Genomic DNA, 17,578 nt, shown 5'->3' with positions numbered 1-17,578 from the left:
TACCATTCCCATGAACGCTCCATCGTTAGCTGATATGAAATTTAAGTGAACATGGTGATGAACCGTCCCTCGTAGTGAAGCTGCGCAGCGGACGGTTTTTTTGTGCTGCAACGACCCCTTAGTTTCAATCGGAATTGAGCAACAGAATGTATTGAGAGTAATTATTTTTTCGTTTTGAAGTAATTAATTATTGACTCTAAGAGTAATTTAAAATACCTTATAAAGTAACAGAGTGAATATGAGACATGAAATGACCACTCTGATTATGGCTGTGAAGGGAGAAAGATAGATGTCACAGGTTCATATGCTGCAACCGGATATTCATACGCTTCATGGATTTTTCAGCAGGGAACTGGAGCCTGCCCTATACATTCAGTCTGGGGATACTGTCGTGTATCAAACTTTAGATGCGGGTTGGGGACTGGAGAAGCGTGCTGCCCCGGGCGCGGCGAGAACGAAGTTTACGGAGCGCAAGCCGGAGCGGCAGGAGGAGCATTTTGGGCATGCGTTAATGGGTCCCGTCCATATTCAAGGGGCTAAACCCGGACTTACATTGGAGATTCAGATCAACGAAGTAATTCCCGGATCGTGGGGGTGGACCTCTGCCGGAGGTTTTCCGAGTTATTGGAACGAGAAGCTGGGCATGACCGACACCAAGGAAGTGACGCTGGATTTTGAATTGGATGCCAGGACAATGACAGGCAGGAGTCAGTTCGGAGATTTCAAACACAGCATCGGCCTGAAACCGTTTATGGGGGTTATGGGCATGCCGCCGAAGGAAAAAGGCAAGCATACGACTTTTGTGCCGCGCCCATATGGAGGCAATCTCGATTGCAAAGAGTTGACAGCTGGCAGCACGTTGTACCTGCCGATTCCTGTGGATGGCGGGCTGTTCTCAACAGGGGATGGACATGCGGCTCAGGGCGACGGCGAAGTTAGCGGTCCCGCCCTGGAATGCCCCATGGATAAGGTGTGTCTAACCTTTCATGTCCGTGACGACATGCCCATAACGATGCCCAGAGCCAAGACGAGTACCGGGTGGCTTACGATGGGGTTCCACGAGGATCTGGACGAAGCCATGTGGATGGCCTTAAGCGGGATGCTTGATCTCATGACCGAGCTTTACTCTATTTCAAGAACGGAGGCGTACGCCTACGCCACCTTGACGGTGGATCTGCGGGTAACCCAGATCGTGAACATCCTTAAGGGCGTGCACGCATTTTTACCTTTTGGGGCGTTGAGGTGAAAGGGAGTGCAGGGGGATGGCTCAGAAGGATGAAAAGAGAGAAACCCTATGATCACACTTCATAGATAAACAACAATTTTTCAGGAGGTCTATTGCATGCAGTTATACGAGACAATGGTCAATAACCAAGGGGTATATATTCATGTGACGGAGGTACATCGGGAGCTTAGGAATGAACAAAACTCATTGGTCATCATCCCGGGACTGTCCGAGTCGGCTGAGGATTACATCGCCATAATGGAAAAGCTGACGCCCAGACATATCGTTGTCATCACACTTCGTGGCCGGGGACGAAGTGATTCGCCTGTCTCGGGATATGCACTCGAAGACCATATCAGCGACATTGATGCGGCTATTTGTCATCTTGAACTTGAGCAATTCGTACTCATGGGATACTCCCGAGGGGTGTCCTATCAGTTAGGCTACGCGGTTCAGAATCCGGAACGCATTCAAGGCCTGATCATCGGAGACTATCCCGCGGTTCATACCCAGCTGCCAGCGGGATGGGTGGAATTCTTTGCTTCGCTACCGCCTTGGAGAGGAAAGAAGCTGTCCGACCGTATGAAAACATCGGCTTTACAGGCGCTGCAACAGGAATCGGCTAAGGTCGAATTGTGGAACGACTTAACCCGATTGACATGCCCAGTCCTTATTATCCGTGGCGTAAAACCACATCCCGGGTTATCATTAGAAGCAGTGGAACAATATAAGGAGTCGCTGCCTCAGGCAAGCATCGTGGCGTTCGAGGAGCATGATCATAATATTTTTGAACCGGATGTGGATGTGTTTGTCCGCACCGCAGACTCTTTTCTAAAAAGAGATTAGGCAGAACCATCAATCTATCACTAAAAAGGGTGTACGCACTTGGACAATCTGAAGCTGAATGTATCACTTTTACGACAAAGAGTTCCGAACCTGACCAGCGCAGCCAAATCCGTGGGATTACGGCCGGCCACGGTCTCCAACCTATGCACAGGAAAAATTCCCGTTGGTCGGGCGGAAGTCCGCACCATTGCCGCATTGGCATCTCTGGCAAAATGCAGTTTGGATGAACTGATTCTGCGCGGGGAAAGTGTGGAGATGATCGAAACGGGCATTAAGGCCCTTGATCTATTTGCTCCTTTGGCCAAAGGAGGTACCGTCGGGCTGGTCGCTCGTCCCGGAATGGGCCAACCGGTGCTGCTCGGTGAATTGTTTCATCACTTCAAGCAGGAAGGGTATATGACGATTCTGCTGAAGCCGGAAGGCGAATATCCCGAGCTGCAGGATATGCTGAATGATGTAGAATGGGTTGCCAATTCAATAGAAGAAACCTATTCCATTGTGACGAATGCAAATACCGATAAAGAGATTATGTTTGCAGCGGACCGGGAGCATGTCTTGACTGGCAAAATCTACGACCTCCAGGAACGTCTTCAACAGGAGGGTTTGAGGCAGGTCACGACTTTTCTTGTGGACCTTAAAGGTGCGGTTGTTGATGAAGACATGCCTTACGGTCCGCTGGAGACGCTGTGGTATTTCGATGCCGATCTGGCGGCCAGACATATGTTTCCTGCCGTGAACCCGTTATATTCTACATCTTCCGTATTGGAAGGCGTTCACCTGGATCAGGCTCACTTATCGGTCCAACAGCGGGCCCAGAAGCTGCTGCGCCGTTATCGCGAGCTGCGTTCACTGGTTCAAGTGCGAGGATTGCAGGCCATTCCGGCATCCGAGACGGAGGTTTATGAGCGTGGAGCACGGCTTGAGGCTTATCTTACGCAGCCTTTTTACGTTGCCGAGGCTTACACCGGGTTACCTGGCGAGCGGGTGCATTTGCAGGATACGCTGCATGATGTTCAAGCTATTTTGAACGGCAGCATGGATCATCGTTCGGTGGAGAGTTTATCCTGGATCGGATCGATAAAATAGCGCTGTAATCATCAAAAGTCGAATTCTCGTAGTTTGTTTATCGGGAATATCGGCTTTTTTACATGATTCCGCATAATATAATCCGTATGTCCCATAGCTGATAAGCAAAGGCCAGTATATAATATGTGCTAGTTTGTATCGTGCGGATGGCAGGAAGGTTGCACTGGAGAACTGAAATGCCATGCTTGTACGGGATACGAGACCATACATAAAGGAGAAATGGACATGAAGAGAAAAGGTTGGCTTATCGCTTTTGCAGCGGCATTATTGTTAACACTTATCGTAGTACCGGTTCAGCAGTCTTTTAGTGCAGAGGGCAATCCTACGGCAACCGCCATTACACAGAGTGCTCTGAACGATCAGTTCCATTTGGATCATGTCGTTAAGATTTACGTGCCTTCAACGGTGAAGGGAGATATTCCGATTACGGATGCAGCTCATCAGAAGTTTGTTGACCAAACACTGACAAAGCTGTCCGGCTGGTTTGGCGGGGCAACGGCGATTCCGGGTGAAGGGGCATGGGTGGACAATAACAAAACACTGATCAAGGAAAAAGTAACGATCGTGTACGCGTTTGCCGAGAAGCTTGACAAGGACTCGCTTAATCAAGTGGTGGATTATGCGAAGAAGCTTAAAGACGATTTGTCGCAATCCGCGATCTCACTCGAGGTTGACGGTAAACTGTACTTCATCGAATAGTTGATTCTCGGATCAAAGGGTTTGCTAAATAGGGGAGGTCTCCCTGCTGTCAGTGATGGCAGAAGAGGGAGACGTCCTCTTTATTATGTTTGAACTTTAATAGAGAAACCTCCACAGATAAAAGGTGGCGTAGGATTCCCAGTTCGCCCATGCTGCCGACAGCTCCAGTATTTCCTTCTTCGTCGGTTTGACCTCCAAGCCCAGCAGATGTTTGATGGCGTTGTGCAGACCCACATCATCGATGGGAAAAGCGGCCGGTATTCGCAAACAGCGCATCAACACATAATTGGCCGTCCATGGTCCGATCCCGCGAATGCTGACCAGTTGTTTCTCCGCTTGTTTCAAGCTACCTGCTTCAAGCAGCTGCTCCTTGGTCAATTTTCCTTCTACCATAAGCTGGGCCACTCCGATAAGATACTCGCCTTTTTTCACGGTCATCCGAAGCCCGTCCAGGTCTTCAACACGCAGCGGTGCAATGTCCTCAGGTCTTGGAAAAATCCAATAAACCTCTCCTTCACATTCCACGCGGCGGCCGAAGGCTTCTACGAATCGTCTTTTTAACGTATAGGCATAGGCCAGGTTAATCTGCTGCCCCAGAATGCCCCAGCACAAAGCCTCGAACAGATCGGGAATACCCATATTGCGAAGCCCGTAGAAGGATTGAACGGCTTGACTGAGTAATGGATCTGCTTCCGCCATCGTATAGAACGGTACGAGATCGGTATTCAGATCGAACCAGTCCCGAACATAACCCGCTACTTCCGCCCGCTTGCAGGGATCGGAGGGGGCGGTATTCCCCAAAAACCGAACAAGGATCGCCTGTTCTTGAGGCTCCGCACTGACTTCAATCACAGCGATGTCACCATCAAGCGGGATAGCCCGGTAGATGCTGTCATTCCGGATATGAAAAAGACATTCGTTCGGCGATCTTTGCAAATAATTGAGGTTCTCCGTAAAACTGAACTCCTTCGGCACGAACAGCCTTATGGCTTCGGCATGATCTTCCCAGCTGTCCTGGGGGAGATGATTCTCCATAGTATAGGGCTTATCGTTATGTATCTGGTTTAGCTCCTGCATCTTCATCGTTTCCTTTCGCTCCTGAACTCTTCCATACTAGTTGTACCATAAATGCAGACCGTATAATTTTGTTATCTTGCTCTTCTATTCCAAAAAGCGTACAACAGGATTATCCTGTGGTTATAATGTTAGCGGAGGTGAGGAAACGTGGCAAACCGAATACAACCGACCGAAGCCCAGTGGCAGGCCATTATCAACAACGACAAGGACAGTGACGGCAAGTTTTTCTATGCGGTGCAGACAACAAAGATCTTCTGCAGGCCATCCTGTAAATCCAGACCCCCGAAGTTTGAAAATGTGCGCGTGTTTCAATCGGCGGATGAAGCAAAAGCTGAGCGTTTCCGGCCATGCAAAAGGTGCAAGCCTACGGGAGAACGTCTGCCGGACCACGAATGGATTGAACTCGTCACCGAGTATATCGATACACACTACATGGATCATTTATCACTGGATGTATTGGCCGATGTGAGCCACGGCAGTCCGTACCATCTGCACCGGATATTTAAGCGTGTCAAAGGTCAGACCCCGATGGAATACATTCAGGATTACCGGATTGGCAAGGCCAAAGAGCTCCTGACGAATTCCAGCTTGGCCATTTCGGATATCGGCCTTAAAGTGGGCATGGAGAACACGGCTTATTTTATCACGCTGTTTAAGAAGAAAACGGGGATGACCCCCCTTAGCTATCGCGGGCAATATTTAAAAAATACGAGTGCGGAGGTGCACGATCATGAAATCCAATCATTCGATTACCATTAACTGGACTCAACTGCGCCATGATAACTGGAGTGTATACATCGCGGCCACGGAGCAGGGATTATGCTACGTCGGATCACAGGATAAGCCTTTAACAGAGTTGGAGGACTGGGTACAAGCAAAATTCCCTGGCTGTGAAATCGTGCAGAATGATGAAGCTATGCAGCCATATGCCGCCGAGATGATGGAGTATTTTCAGGGGACACGCGATCGGTTTGAGTTGGCTTTGGATTACAAAGGGACCGCTTTTCAGATGGCGGTATGGAATGCGCTATGCCAGATCCCGTATGGGCAGACTTTTACGTATTCTGACATCGCCAACCAGATCGGAAAGCCTGCAGCAGTTCGAGCTGTAGGAGCGGCTATTGGGGCTAATCCGCTGCTGATAACAGTTCCTTGTCATCGGGTAATTGGCAAAAGCGGCGCATTGACGGGGTATCGCGGGGGGCTTGCCATGAAGACCCGGCTGCTGGAGCTTGAGGGTGAGCGAGCCAGGATGAGGGAGACGATGAATTATGCCTAATTCATTGCCGCAACGCATAGCAGGACTCGATTGGACGGGGATACAAGGAGCTTTGGATGAACAGGGATATGCTGTCCTACCAAAGCTGCTGCTATCTGAAGAGTGTACAGAGATTATCAACACCTATTCGGAAGAGGATCGGTTTCGAAGCACGATCAATATGGCTCGGCACCGGTTCGGGCTCGGAGAGTACAAGTATTATCAAGCTCCGCTGCCAGAATCGCTGCAGCAGCTTCGGGAAGGCTTGTATCCTGAGCTTGCGCTGACGGCTAACCGTTGGTTGACGCAGCTTGGACATGAGAAGAGGTATCCGGCGAGCTTGGATAAGTTTCTTGGCATGTGCCATGCTCAGGGGCAAGAGCGTTCGACACCGTTGATTTTGAAATATGAAGAGGGCGGCTATAATTGCTTGCATCAGGATTTGTACGGAGATGAATTTTTTCCGTTTCAAGTGGTGTTTGTTCTGAATGAGAAGGAAGTCGATTATTCGGGAGGAGAATTTCTGCTTATCGAGCAGCGGCCACGGGCACAGAGCCGGGGGCATGTAATCACCTTGGAACAAGGAGCGGGGTTGATCTTTCCGACCAACCATCGTTCCATTCAAGGAACGCGGGGGTATTACCGGACCACGCTCCGGCATGGTGTCAGCACGATTACGTCGGGTACCAGATACAGCCTCGGGATTATTTTTCATGATGCAAAGTAGAGGGGCGCGTGTGTTTACTCAGTCATTATGGGTTGTGAGGAGAGAAATAGTATAATAGAAGAAAGTGTAGAAATGGGGTGTCCGAGGTGAAACAAGAAGTGCTCTATAAAAAGCCAAAGACCCTGCTCAATAAAGGAACCGGATTCCTGAATGGGTACACCCATACCTTGAATCCGTATACGGGCTGCACCTTCGCTTGTTCTTACTGCTATGTCCGGCAAATGCCGGTATCGATATTCCGCAATCAGGAATGGGGGAGCTGGGTTGACGTTAAACTCGAATCTGCTGCCATCCTACGTAAAGAACTGAAGCGTGCCAAGTCCAAGGAACCCGTCACGATTTTCATGTCTTCCAGCACCGATCCTTACCAGCCGGTTGAGGCCAAGGAAGAAGTGACTCGTGCATTGCTTGAGGTGATGGTCAGCGAACCGCCGGATTTTCTGCTCGTACAGACACGCAGTCCGTTGGTCCGGCGGGATATTGATCTGCTGCAGCAGTTAGGAGAACGCGTACGGGTAAGCATGACGGTCGAGACGGACCGTGATGAGATGCGCAAGCATTTTACGCCGTCAGCCCCGCCGATCCAAGCGAGACTGAAAACCCTCGCACTCCTGAGGGACGCAGGAATTCCCGCTCAAGCAGCGATTGCACCTGTGCTTCCGAGCACGGAGGCTTTCCCACAGATCCTGCGGCCGCTCGTTAATCGCGTGTGCATCGACGATTATTTTATGGGGGATGGCAGTGGTGGGAAACGTACAAAAAGACTGCCGGTTCAAGCTCTGTACGAGGAGCTTGGGGATCAGGAATGGTACGATCCAGCTGCCTATCAAGTGGTCTATAATCGATTTAGCAGGGAGTTTCCGGAGGAGCAGTTGTTTGTGAGTCAGAAGGGTTTTGAACCTTAAGGTTTAGGTTGGCTATTATAGAAGATGATCGTGATCCATGGATTAGATAGATTATGATAGGTTTAGGCCAGGACCAGGAGTTCGTTTCTGGTCTTTTTTTGTCATGTCTCGTGATAGATGATTATGGTATGATAGGCGAAAATAACCAGTCGGACGGTAGAGGAGCGAATGCACAATGAAGATGGATTTGACGTTATGAAATTATCGAATCAAGAGGAGATATTGAATACATAGATGGAGTAGCTGAGAATACGAAATTACCTGATCAATCCGTTTACTTTTGCGAAGAAGTTATATCGATGAGGTGAATTATGAAAGATGTAAATTATAAGATGTGGACTCTAGACACATTATTTTAAATTTCTTAACAAACGATTTTTCTGGAGAATTATTGTCGGATTTCACAGAAGGTATACCAGAGTGGGTGAAGATTTCAGATTTAGAACATTTACCTATGCAACAATCTATCAGAAGAAGAATGCCCTACTTTTTCCAAGATGGGACATTCGAAATTCATGTGGTTTGGGAAGATGGAGAGAAAGAAGTACATATAAGGGAAACATGATTTAACGGTATTTTGGAGATGGCAATTACATCAACTCACATGACATTCCTACTGCGAGGCATTCGCTCCTTGGTCGACGGAGATGGTTCGAGCAATAGGATTCAGGCGATACATTGATGTCATGATTATAACGAGTGGATAAAATACACAAAACGGTGTTGTTACCTCCCTATTAATTGAAAGGATTATCAAGGTGGAGAATCTAATAATAGAACCCTACAAACCCGAAAGGGATATATCCGCTATCCAAGCCATGTTGTTTGGGGATGAATGCTTTAAGGAAAAGTTTCTGGAGACCGAAATCAATTTTCCTGAAGGTATATTTGTTGCTTGTTACAACAATGTGACCGTGGGATTTCTCTCCTTTAGCGGTTTTAAGGGGAGAGGAACCGAGATGACAATCTTTGTAAGAAAGGAATATAGAGGAAAAGGCATCGGTAGCAAGCTTATTGAAAGCGCAGAACAATTACTTAATCAATACGAGGCAGTCGAACGTTCGATTGGTGCATGTATGGACGGCGATCGATCTTCTCTGCAATTTGTATGTAAGAACGGTTACCATATACTTCATTCTTCTTATATCATGGTGCGTGAAGGAGAAATTCTTCCTGAAAGTCATTTTCCTATCAGGCAGTATGAAGATGATGATTATCCTATGTGGCATGTTATTCGCGAAATGGCTTTTTACAAAATGCGTGAACGAGTTGGTATTCTCCCATCGTATTATATTGCACCTTCAGAATGGGAACGGAATAATTTTTTGAAAGATAGAAACAACAGATTTGTAATGGATATCGATGGTGAAATAGCGGCATGTGGAGTTATTGACGGCTGTGAGCTGCGTCAGGTGGCAGTTCGGCCAGATATGCAATCTCGTGGATACGGTAAAGTCTTCGTTTCATTTCTTTTGAATGAGATGATGCATCGTGGCGAAAAGATCGTTAAGCTTGAGGTAGTCAAAGGCAATCCTGCGAAAACGCTGTACGAGAGTCTAGGCTTCAAGGAAAAATCCTTGTACCATATCGTAACTAAATATTATAGACCGGACAGCCGATTGAGTAGACCGCCCGACGAGATGTATTAGCAGCATTTCGAAGAAGCGGACTCAGCAACCATATTCAACTCCCTAACCGCAGTTGCGACTCCCCCCTTTGGGGCTTAGTGGAGTTGAATGTCGGGAACACTAAACGTTATGTGAATCAGCGTGATTTTAAAAAACTAAAAAGATGATCCATGGAGGTTCTCCATGTTAACAACAAAACGATGTTTACTTTCTATGATTCAAGAAAGTGATTATGAAAATGTAAAGAGATTATACATAAATGAGTATGTTCGATCTTACCTTGGCGGAACAACTGATGATGAACAATCCCTGAGAATCAAATATTTCGAAATCATTAATAAATCTAATGAGGATAGTTCAAGTTATTGGATTGTGAGAATGTCAGAAAGCAAAGAATTTATCGGCTTGATATCTTTGGACGAATATTACGATGGTGAAACCATTGAAGTGTCGTATCAGTTCCTTCCAGAATACTGGGGAGTTGGTCTTGCAACGGAGGTTATTAGTAGATTGATTGAATATGCTTTTAATGAACTAGGACGTTATGCGAAGCCCTTGCAAATCTGAGTAAACGTAAACTATCTATGGAGATACTTGGGATTATGATTATTAAAATGACACATGAAAATATAGAGGATTTTAATAAGGCTAATGAAGAATTGACAGTATTCGGAAGGATAATTCCTAAATACGAAGACGATATTTGGACTTACACGGAAGAACTATTCTCTGAACAATATACTAAGGGATATGACAATGAAGACATCGACGTAAGTTATATAGATAACGATAAAAAAGCTGTCTACTTCTATTATATTGACAATAATTGTGTAGGCCAAATACAACTTAGTACTTATTGGAATGGCTATGCTTTATTAGAAGATATCGCTGTTGCAAAGAATTGGAGAAACAAAGGTATTGGGAAATTACTACTAGAGAAAGCAATTGAATGGGCAAAGGAGAATAAACTTATCGGTCTTATGCTCGAAACTCAAGATGTTAATATTTCAGCATGTAGGTTTTACTCCAAGAACAATTTTATTATCGGTGGAGTTGATAATATGCTTTATTCAAAATTTCCGACAGCTAATGAAAAAGCAGTATTCTGGTATAACAAATTTGAAGATTGATAAAGATTGAAGCAGTTTGGAAGATGGGGCAAGGGAATCGCATAACAATGCGTTTACGCAGCGGGCAGGCTGACGCCCGTGGGCTGCTGGAGAGACTTCGAGGAAGAGGTTTCTTGCAGACCGTTATATGAGAGATCTGTAATACAATTAAGCGAGGATACTATGTGGCGAAGCCACTTAGTCGCTGTGCTCCCTTAAGCCACTCGGACTCAAGAATACAACAACGTTAGGTGAAACCATGTATAATAAATAGATCAAACCAAAGAAGAGGCGATATTTTGCTTGTTATCCGATCAACAAAGAATTTGTTAAGGGATATGAAAATCGATAAAACCATAACCACAATTGATATAGCTGATCCGTTCTTTAGTTGGCATGCTAATCTCGTTTTTGTGAACAAACGGAAGCATATAGTTTTAATAAATGATCTGTCGAGATTGAGTTTGACTTTAGCAGGAATTAGAAGTACCCAATACAAAAACCTGGAGAATATATTCAAGGAACAATTAAAGAATTATCTAATATCTGAAAACATTAACAATTCAACAATTAATGAATACCTAAACGAGTGTAATGAAGCTGTTTATACAACAACTAACAATAGGAGTGTTCTCGGAACACTGAATGATATTGTTCTAATCATGCAGGAAGTAGGAAAGGAATTTGATAATTATTATGATTTAAATAGATGGAATAATGATAGAGTTTACAAATCGATAGATCTAAATAATCAACGAGAATATCTTAGACCTATAGATTTATTTAATAAGGAATTAGAAAAACGATACATAGGATTATTTGACAGTTAATGAATCAAGGTTAATAAAATCGTCTAACATTACGTTCCCGAGCGGGGCAAATAGCTCCCCGGTCCTGTATGCCTTATGGAGATATCGCAACCTTAGTACCTGAACCCTAAACAAAAGGAGAAAAAAATGAACAACATTACAAGCTTTCTGAGAGATGTAAGAGATAATAATTATAAGGTTCCTGAGGGAACAGATATTGATCAAGTAGTTCAAGAAATGATTCAACACATTGGGTCGATCGATGAGGAATTAAGGGATCAGCTCATTTATGGAACTTTAAGTAAATGGATAATGAATCAAGAACTAAGTATAGAAACAGTAAGAAAAGTATTATACGTTACCTTAGATGATGATCATTTATTCTATGGAATAGGGGATAACGATCAAGATACCGTATTTACGCGTTCTTTTTCAGTATTGTTCATACCACTTGCTTTACATTACAACGATATCTCCAATTATTTAACTGAAACGGATTATGAATATATTTACTCTAGAGTGACTTTATATTTTGAACTTGAAAAGGATTTTAGAGGATATGTATTAGACAAGGGATGGGCACATTCGATTGCACATGCGGCTGATGCTTTAGATTCAATCGTCGCTTCGACCTATTATTCTCATGAACAGATATTGTTTATTTTAGAATTGGTAGGGGCAAAGGCTTGTGTTAATAACTATTATTTTACAAACGGTGAAGATGAAAGGATAGCCGAAGTCGTTCTTCAAATTGTAAAACGTAATACTCTAAAGAAAGATATTATAATTAATTGGGTGCAACAACTTGGAGGCTTTGAAAGATTGGGAATATATCCTCAAGATGAGATTATAAGAGGAAATACCAAAAACCTTTTACGAAGTGTCTATTTTAAATTACTGGATATTAGTGGATCTGAAGTTATAACAAATGAAATAATAAAAACATTAAAACAGCTTTAAAAAAACAAATCTAATTCTAGCTAAATCGAAGAAGTCCCGAACATCCGATAACAATATATTCACGCTGCGAGTAGTTGGTTAAAGAATCTCACAGAAGTTGCGTACGTCATACAACATACAAAAATACCTTAGATCATAATTATATCAATCGATTAAGGAGAGACTTTTATGAATCCACCCAAGCATATTGTTTCGGCAGCTGCCATTGTAATAAATGAAAAAAACGAATTGTTGCTTATTAAAGGACCAAGAAGAGGCTGGGAGATGCCTGGTGGTCAAGTTGAAGTAGGAGAATCTTTAAGTCACGCAGCCATAAGAGAAACCAAAGAGGAGTCAGGGATAGACATAGAAATCATCAAATTCTGTGGAATATTTCAGAACGTAGGAAATTCAATTTGCAATACACTATTTTTAGCGAAGCCTATAGGTGGAGAATTAATACAATCATCAGAGAGCTTGGAGTCAGGCTTTTTTCCAATAGAAGAAGCACTGAAAAAAGTTGAATGGAAAGATTTTAGACAAAGAATTGAGTGCTGTTTAAGCCCAGAAACGCAACCGTTTTGTATTGAATTTAATGACGAGAACAATATATGAGAGTATAGAGTATATAAAGATGCTGCATACATCATCTAACCATGTGCTCACGCTGCAGGACGTTCTGCACTCAGTCTGCTCGAGGCATTAAAATCTTTAGTAGTACTTGAAATGCACAATTTCTATGTTATGATGATCAACAATAAGAGCGGATCTCTACTGAGATCTGCTCTTATATTTTTTATAGGAGATGATGTAGATGCAAAGACCTTTAGTAGTTGCGGTTAGCGGTTATTCCGGGTCTGGAAAGAGTACATTGGTTATTGAATTAGCTAAAGAGCTACTGTCTTGCGTAACATTGTTTTTCGATGACTACGTATCAAGAAAAGACTTTCCAGAGAGTATTGTTAGTTGGATTCACAGTGGAGGAGATCCAAATGAAATTAAAACACCATTGCTTAGAGAACATTTAATCTGTCTTATAAATGGTGAATCCGTAATCCTAAATAAGGGAATTGGTTGGGCAGAAGAGTATGGTAATTTGAAACCAAAAGAAAAACAAGAATTAAAACCAGGTGAGATCATATTACTTGAAGAGCCTTTTGGAAAGGAAAGGGATGAAGTGGCAGATCTCATAGATTTAGTAATTTACCTGGATGTTAGTCCCGAGGTATCTCTTGGAAGAAGAATCTATGATCTGATTAAGAACTTAAAGCATGATCCGGAAGTTTTAATAAGCTTGCTAGATCATTTTTTATCGGATTATTTATATGGAGGAGTCAAGGAGATGTATTTACTCAATGGAATCCGGGTAAAGGAAAAGGCAGATCTCATAATTGATGCAAATCAAGAAAAAAATAGCGTGGTAGAGAAAGTAAAAAGAGAAATACTTAGAACAATTAGAAATCTTTAAATGTATAATCAGGAAGAAGTATACTTCAACTAACAATGAATTAACACATTATGGCTATCGCCCCTTGGTTGATAGATGTATAATCATGGAAGAAATGAGGTGCATGAATGCTTTTTCATTTTAGCGAAGAGGCTGATATTGAAATCTTCATCCCAAGAGAAAAACAGAACCGCTCAGATTTTCGGCAGTAGTTTGGGCAATTGATGAGGAACATGAATTCTCCTATTACTTCCCAAGGGATTGTCCGCGAATCGTATGACCAATTTGAAGACGAGGGTTTTGAAATTTTTGATAAGACTGCAGGATATTATATTTCCTATCAAACCGTAAAACCAATGGGTATAGAGAAGATTGACCGACTGGTTGAGAGACTGTTAAGTAAGGGAATTGAATTAAGGTTTACACCCAATTTATGTCCTCTTAGGCAATCAATAGTTTCTTCAGATTTTAATGAATACAGAATACATAGATTTAATAATGCCAAGAAATTGTAGGGGGGATTCAGCTACTGCATTCAAAAAAATAATTAAAGTGAACAAAGGGTGATACCCATGCTCGGACTACCTAAAGGCCAGGTCTTCCTCGTTCCTTGGACTGAACAATGGGAAATTGTTAGCTGTAGACTAATCGAAAATACAAAACAAGGCATTATTGTTGTTATTTCGTGTTTTGAAGCTTTTGACGATATTCATGTAGTTCTTTTTGAAAACGATAAAAAGGACCTGATAACATTTTAAGGCTTCTTTTTAGGCTGATTTGCTTTTTTGGATCATGTTCAAAATACTCCAATTGGTCAATATTTTTATCTATTTTTTCCCGAAGTGTGAGTATGAACCCAATCGCAATGTGAGTTCTGGCTAACTCCTGAAGATCAGCAGCCAAAGCTTCGCTAAGATTTCGAATGTCCGGAAGGTGTAACGACTTTTCCACGAAGAAAACTTCTGGGGTGAAATCCTCACGAAAACCTTGTCCCGGTACTTGGTCCCAATAGTCATTCCATTCTCGTAACAGGCCTGTTTCATACAATAAAAATTTAAGAAACCCACATAACCATGCCGTACAACTTGTATTACGTTGCTGACATCCAATTCCGTCCGCAAGATGCCTGCAACTATTACAGCAGGAGCCTCCATTGGCAATGCAGACTTTGCAAATAGGGTCGGATCCAACCTCATGCAGAGCTTGAATACCAATCGTAATGACAGATTGCCTGCTCACTTTTTTTAACAACGATGGGTGAATGGATGGCGAATCTTGTTGAGATGGATCATTAACCATAAAGCCTGACATTCGCATCCACTCCTCATTTATTAATGGCATAAAATCAAATATTCAAAAATTTGAATATAAGAGGTATTATACGATAGTTGCAATCAAATAACAATCGATGCTCAGGCGTTTCTTTTTTACGCGATGTTTGGTATACGGTTGTGTTATTATATTCATATATTCAAAAGTTTAGCCACTGAGGGAGTATAGCCATGAACCAAAATCAAAATATTCAACAGTTTAAAGCTGATTTTTTTAAAGCGCTGGCTCATCCGATGAGAATTCGAATTCTTGAGGTGCTGAGCGAAGGAGATAAAAACGTCAACGAATTGCAAAGTATTTTGGGTTCAGAAGGTTCAGCCGTTTCTCAACAATTGTCAGTATTACGAAATAAAAATGTAGTTACTGGCTTAAAAGACGGAACATCGGTCATTTATTCCTTACGTGACCCGTTGATTAAAGAATTGCTAGCTGTTACAAAGCAAATATTCGATAATCATCTCGTTGATGCGATTTCTTTGCTTGAGGTCATCCGAAATGAACCATAACTAAAAAAACAAGGGCATCCGTGAGCAATACTCAGGAGCACCTTGTTTTTTTCGTTTATAGAATAGACGATTTTAGCGATTGACATTATTCATTGGCAGGAGTAACATCTCACATATATTCAAATAATCAAATATATGAAAAAAAGAAGGTAAAGCAGATGAAATGGACGGGAAGATTTGAGGGATATCATGCATCCGCATTTCGTAAAGATCTTATTTCAGGCCTGATTGTTGGTATTATCGCCATTCCATTAGGAATGGCGTTTGCTATTGCTGCTGGTGTCAAACCCGAGTATGGTATTTATACAACCATCGTTGCCGGTATTTTAATTTCTTTGCTCGGAGGCTCTAAATTTCAAATTGGGGGGCCGACCGGTGCATTCATCCCCATCCTTTTCGCTATAGTCATGCAATATGGATACGAAAATTTGCTGATTGCCGGATTCATGGCTGGCATCATCCTTGTCTTAATGGGATTATGTAAACTTGGTGCGTTGATTAAGTTTATTCCTCGCCCGGTAACCATTGGATTTACGGCTGGAATCGCAGTAATTATCTTCAGCGGACAAATTGCTAATTTTTTGGGTCTAAGTGGTATCGAGAAACATGAAAATTTTCTGCCCAACATGATGGAAATTGTGATGCATCTGACAACCACGAATATCTACAGCGTCATAACAGCCGGGGTTTGTTTGATTGTCCTTCTCCTCACACCAAGAATTATGCCGAAGGTTCCGGGTTCCTTAGTGGGGCTTGTCGTATCCAGTGTGGTTGCGGCTGTGTTCTTCAAAGGAGACGTAGCAACGATTGGATCGTCATTCGGAGCAATTCCCAGTACATTACCTCAATTCCATTTTCCGCAAATAACCTGGGACCGTATTGAAACGCTGATTCGTCCCGCTTTTATTATCGCGATGTTGGGTGGTATCGAGTCTTTGTTATCGGCAGTTGTAGCCGATGGCATGACCGGCAGTCGTCATCATAGCAGTCGTGAACTGATTGGGCAAGGCATCGCGAATATGGTGACACCTCTATTTGGAGGTATTCCAGCAACTGGTGCCATTGCACGGACAGCAACCAATATCAAAAGCGGGGCTGTCTCGCCTATGTCCGGAATAATACATGGTATTGTTGTTTTTTTGGTACTCATTTTGTTTGCACCTTATGCATCTGAGATTCCACTTGCCAGTATGGCTCCCATCCTGATGTTAGTTGCTTGGAATATGAGTGAACGAAGAGAATTTGCTCACGTCTTGAAAACCAAAACGAGCGATTCCATTGTACTCCTCATTACATTTATACTAACCGTATTTACGAATTTAACGACTGCTGTTGAAGTGGGATTAATTTTGGCCGTCATTCTGTTTGTGAAACGAATGAGTGACGTTTTGAGAGTAACTAAAGTACTTCCCGATCCAACTGATAACCATGAAAAAGTAAAGGCACACATGGTAACCGAGGGGCATGATTGTCCCCAGATCGGTATGTACACAATTGAAGGTCCGCTCTTTTTTGGTGCCGCGAACATGTTTGAGAAGTCGATCATGGATACGATTCAACAAAGACCTAAAGTCTTACTTCTACGCATGGGGAAAGTACCCTTTATGGATATGACAGGGGAGCACAATTTAACCAGCTTGGTTAAACACTTCAAGAAGTTTGGTGGGTTGGTTCTTATATCAGGTGTCCAACCACAGCCTATGGAAGTATTGAAGAGAACTGGCTTGTTTGATTTTATTGGGGCGGCTCACTTCTTTGGGCATACAGGTGAGGCGATTGATTACGCATTATTCCAATTGGATCATAACAAATGTTTAGGATGTAAACATTTTGCTTTCCGGGAATGTACCGCATTATCGAACAAGGAGCTCCAAAAGAAAGCGATACAAGGAGCTCGTTGCATAGATACAGCAAGTCGATGAAATTATATGATCTGTGGTTTCAGCTGTAACTTAAACCAGCGTGTGCCAATGTGGTATCGGCAC

20 protein-coding genes are annotated in these 17,578 nt (G+C 43.2%); 18 read left to right on the top strand and 2 right to left on the bottom strand.

The features are described 5' to 3' along the window. Nucleotides 1-289: 289 nt before the first annotated feature. The 4 genes from MHH48_RS21165 to MHH48_RS21150 all read left to right on the top strand — a co-directional run bounded on the left by MHH48_RS21165 (nt 290) and on the right by MHH48_RS21150 (nt 3,856). Complete coding sequence (locus MHH48_RS21165; RefSeq protein WP_076321882.1) at nt 290-1,246, top strand: acetamidase/formamidase family protein; 957 nt, start codon at nt 290-292, stop codon at nt 1,244-1,246. A 96-nt stretch (nt 1,247-1,342) separates the two neighbouring features. Beyond that, complete coding sequence (locus tag MHH48_RS21160; protein WP_076321881.1) at nt 1,343-2,071, top strand: alpha/beta hydrolase; 729 nt, start codon at nt 1,343-1,345, stop codon at nt 2,069-2,071. A gap of 39 nt (nt 2,072-2,110) precedes the next feature. After that, nucleotides 2,111-3,157, top strand: a complete 1,047-nt coding sequence (locus MHH48_RS21155) for a hypothetical protein (protein ID WP_076321880.1) — start codon at nt 2,111-2,113, stop codon at nt 3,155-3,157. Nucleotides 3,158-3,382: 225 nt separating this feature from the next. Further along, nucleotides 3,383-3,856 carry a DUF3574 domain-containing protein gene (locus tag MHH48_RS21150; RefSeq protein ID WP_071220445.1) on the top strand — a complete coding sequence of 158 codons (474 nt, stop codon included), beginning with the start codon at nt 3,383-3,385 and terminating at the stop codon, nt 3,854-3,856. Between the two features lie 96 nt (nt 3,857-3,952). Here the strand turns inward: MHH48_RS21150 and MHH48_RS21145 are convergent, their stop codons facing one another. Further along, nucleotides 3,953-4,891: a DNA-3-methyladenine glycosylase gene (locus MHH48_RS21145; protein WP_076322181.1), complete on the bottom strand. Its 939-nt coding sequence runs from the start codon at nt 4,889-4,891 to the stop codon at nt 3,953-3,955. A 189-nt stretch (nt 4,892-5,080) separates the two neighbouring features. On the opposite strand from MHH48_RS21145, the gene MHH48_RS21140 reads away from it, so the two are divergent. The 12 genes from MHH48_RS21140 (at nt 5,081) to MHH48_RS21085 (ending at nt 14,270) form a co-directional block, all read left to right on the top strand. Next, nucleotides 5,081-5,692 (top strand): bifunctional transcriptional activator/DNA repair enzyme AdaA, encoded by a 612-nt coding sequence (locus tag MHH48_RS21140; protein ID WP_076321879.1) that lies wholly within the window; start codon nt 5,081-5,083, stop codon nt 5,690-5,692. Further along, nucleotides 5,664-6,212, top strand: a complete 549-nt coding sequence (locus tag MHH48_RS21135; RefSeq protein WP_076321878.1) for a methylated-DNA--[protein]-cysteine S-methyltransferase — start codon at nt 5,664-5,666, stop codon at nt 6,210-6,212. Before MHH48_RS21140 ends, MHH48_RS21135 begins: the two co-directional genes overlap by 29 nt. Next, nucleotides 6,205-6,918, top strand: a complete 714-nt coding sequence (locus tag MHH48_RS21130) for a 2OG-Fe(II) oxygenase (RefSeq protein WP_076321877.1) — start codon at nt 6,205-6,207, stop codon at nt 6,916-6,918. The genes MHH48_RS21135 and MHH48_RS21130 overlap by 8 nt, the downstream gene beginning before the upstream one ends. Nucleotides 6,919-7,004: 86 nt before the next feature. Beyond that, complete coding sequence (locus MHH48_RS21125; RefSeq protein WP_076322180.1) at nt 7,005-7,823, top strand: radical SAM protein; 819 nt, start codon at nt 7,005-7,007, stop codon at nt 7,821-7,823. 758 nt (nt 7,824-8,581) lie between these two features. After that, nucleotides 8,582-9,472: a GNAT family N-acetyltransferase gene (locus MHH48_RS21120; RefSeq protein WP_076321876.1), complete on the top strand. Its 891-nt coding sequence runs from the start codon at nt 8,582-8,584 to the stop codon at nt 9,470-9,472. Between the two features lie 162 nt (nt 9,473-9,634). Next, complete coding sequence (locus MHH48_RS21115) at nt 9,635-10,018, top strand: GNAT family N-acetyltransferase (protein ID WP_076321875.1); 384 nt, start codon at nt 9,635-9,637, stop codon at nt 10,016-10,018. A gap of 35 nt (nt 10,019-10,053) precedes the next feature. Then, nucleotides 10,054-10,581 (top strand): GNAT family N-acetyltransferase, encoded by a 528-nt coding sequence (locus MHH48_RS21110; protein WP_076321874.1) that lies wholly within the window; start codon nt 10,054-10,056, stop codon nt 10,579-10,581. A gap of 278 nt (nt 10,582-10,859) precedes the next feature. After that, nucleotides 10,860-11,390: a hypothetical protein gene (locus MHH48_RS21105; RefSeq protein WP_076321873.1), complete on the top strand. Its 531-nt coding sequence runs from the start codon at nt 10,860-10,862 to the stop codon at nt 11,388-11,390. A 126-nt stretch (nt 11,391-11,516) separates the two neighbouring features. Next, a complete protein-coding gene (locus tag MHH48_RS21100) occupies nt 11,517-12,329 on the top strand; it encodes a DUF2785 domain-containing protein (RefSeq protein WP_076321872.1) in 813 nt (270 codons plus the stop codon). A 168-nt stretch (nt 12,330-12,497) separates the two neighbouring features. Further along, nucleotides 12,498-12,923 (top strand): NUDIX hydrolase, encoded by a 426-nt coding sequence (locus tag MHH48_RS21095; RefSeq protein ID WP_076321871.1) that lies wholly within the window; start codon nt 12,498-12,500, stop codon nt 12,921-12,923. A gap of 199 nt (nt 12,924-13,122) precedes the next feature. Continuing rightward, nucleotides 13,123-13,776, top strand: coding sequence for a hypothetical protein (locus MHH48_RS21090; RefSeq protein ID WP_076321870.1), 654 nt, complete (start codon nt 13,123-13,125; stop codon nt 13,774-13,776). Between the two features lie 203 nt (nt 13,777-13,979). Next, entirely contained in the window at nt 13,980-14,270 is a 291-nt protein-coding gene (locus MHH48_RS21085) for a DUF6886 family protein (RefSeq protein WP_340386878.1), read from the top strand. Between the two features lie 163 nt (nt 14,271-14,433). Here the strand turns inward: MHH48_RS21085 and MHH48_RS21080 are convergent, their stop codons facing one another. Then, nucleotides 14,434-15,066, bottom strand: coding sequence for a hypothetical protein (locus tag MHH48_RS21080; protein WP_076321868.1), 633 nt, complete (start codon nt 15,064-15,066; stop codon nt 14,434-14,436). Nucleotides 15,067-15,257: 191 nt separating this feature from the next. Between MHH48_RS21080 and MHH48_RS21075 the strand changes: the two genes are divergently transcribed. Together MHH48_RS21075 and sulP are read left to right on the top strand one after the other, a co-directional pair. Further along, complete coding sequence (locus MHH48_RS21075; protein ID WP_076321867.1) at nt 15,258-15,593, top strand: metalloregulator ArsR/SmtB family transcription factor; 336 nt, start codon at nt 15,258-15,260, stop codon at nt 15,591-15,593. A 158-nt stretch (nt 15,594-15,751) separates the two neighbouring features. Further along, complete coding sequence (sulP, locus tag MHH48_RS21070; RefSeq protein ID WP_076321866.1) at nt 15,752-17,515, top strand: sulfate permease; 1,764 nt, start codon at nt 15,752-15,754, stop codon at nt 17,513-17,515. Nucleotides 17,516-17,578: the final 63 nt, after the last annotated feature.

It is taken from the genome of Paenibacillus sp. FSL F4-0100 (assembly GCF_037993005.1).
Classification (GTDB): Bacteria; Bacillota; Bacilli; order Paenibacillales; family Paenibacillaceae; genus Paenibacillus_AQ.
Note: the sequence above shows the minus strand (reverse complement) of the source record. Positions and strands in the feature narration are given on the sequence as shown.

Excerpts from the sequence above, each read along its gene's own strand:
- MHH48_RS21165 (WP_076321882.1), top strand. The coding sequence starts at position 290 with ATGTCACAGGTTCATATGCTGCAACCGGATATTCATACGCTTCATGGA.
- MHH48_RS21160 (WP_076321881.1), top strand. The coding sequence starts at position 1,343 with ATGCAGTTATACGAGACAATGGTCAATAACCAAGGGGTATATATTCAT.
- MHH48_RS21150 (WP_071220445.1), top strand. The coding sequence starts at position 3,383 with ATGAAGAGAAAAGGTTGGCTTATCGCTTTTGCAGCGGCATTATTGTTA.
- MHH48_RS21145 (WP_076322181.1), bottom strand. The coding sequence starts at position 4,891 with ATGGAGAATCATCTCCCCCAGGACAGCTGGGAAGATCATGCCGAAGCC.
- MHH48_RS21135 (WP_076321878.1), top strand. The coding sequence starts at position 5,664 with ATGAAATCCAATCATTCGATTACCATTAACTGGACTCAACTGCGCCAT.
- MHH48_RS21130 (WP_076321877.1), top strand. The coding sequence starts at position 6,205 with ATGCCTAATTCATTGCCGCAACGCATAGCAGGACTCGATTGGACGGGG.
- MHH48_RS21115 (WP_076321875.1), top strand. The coding sequence starts at position 9,635 with ATGTTAACAACAAAACGATGTTTACTTTCTATGATTCAAGAAAGTGAT.
- MHH48_RS21110 (WP_076321874.1), top strand. The coding sequence starts at position 10,054 with ATGATTATTAAAATGACACATGAAAATATAGAGGATTTTAATAAGGCT.
- MHH48_RS21100 (WP_076321872.1), top strand. The coding sequence starts at position 11,517 with ATGAACAACATTACAAGCTTTCTGAGAGATGTAAGAGATAATAATTAT.
- MHH48_RS21095 (WP_076321871.1), top strand. The coding sequence starts at position 12,498 with ATGAATCCACCCAAGCATATTGTTTCGGCAGCTGCCATTGTAATAAAT.
- MHH48_RS21090 (WP_076321870.1), top strand. The coding sequence starts at position 13,123 with ATGCAAAGACCTTTAGTAGTTGCGGTTAGCGGTTATTCCGGGTCTGGA.
- MHH48_RS21085 (WP_340386878.1), top strand. The coding sequence starts at position 13,980 with ATGAGGAACATGAATTCTCCTATTACTTCCCAAGGGATTGTCCGCGAA.
- MHH48_RS21080 (WP_076321868.1), bottom strand. The coding sequence starts at position 15,066 with ATGTCAGGCTTTATGGTTAATGATCCATCTCAACAAGATTCGCCATCC.
- MHH48_RS21075 (WP_076321867.1), top strand. The coding sequence starts at position 15,258 with ATGAACCAAAATCAAAATATTCAACAGTTTAAAGCTGATTTTTTTAAA.
- sulP (WP_076321866.1), top strand. The coding sequence starts at position 15,752 with ATGAAATGGACGGGAAGATTTGAGGGATATCATGCATCCGCATTTCGT.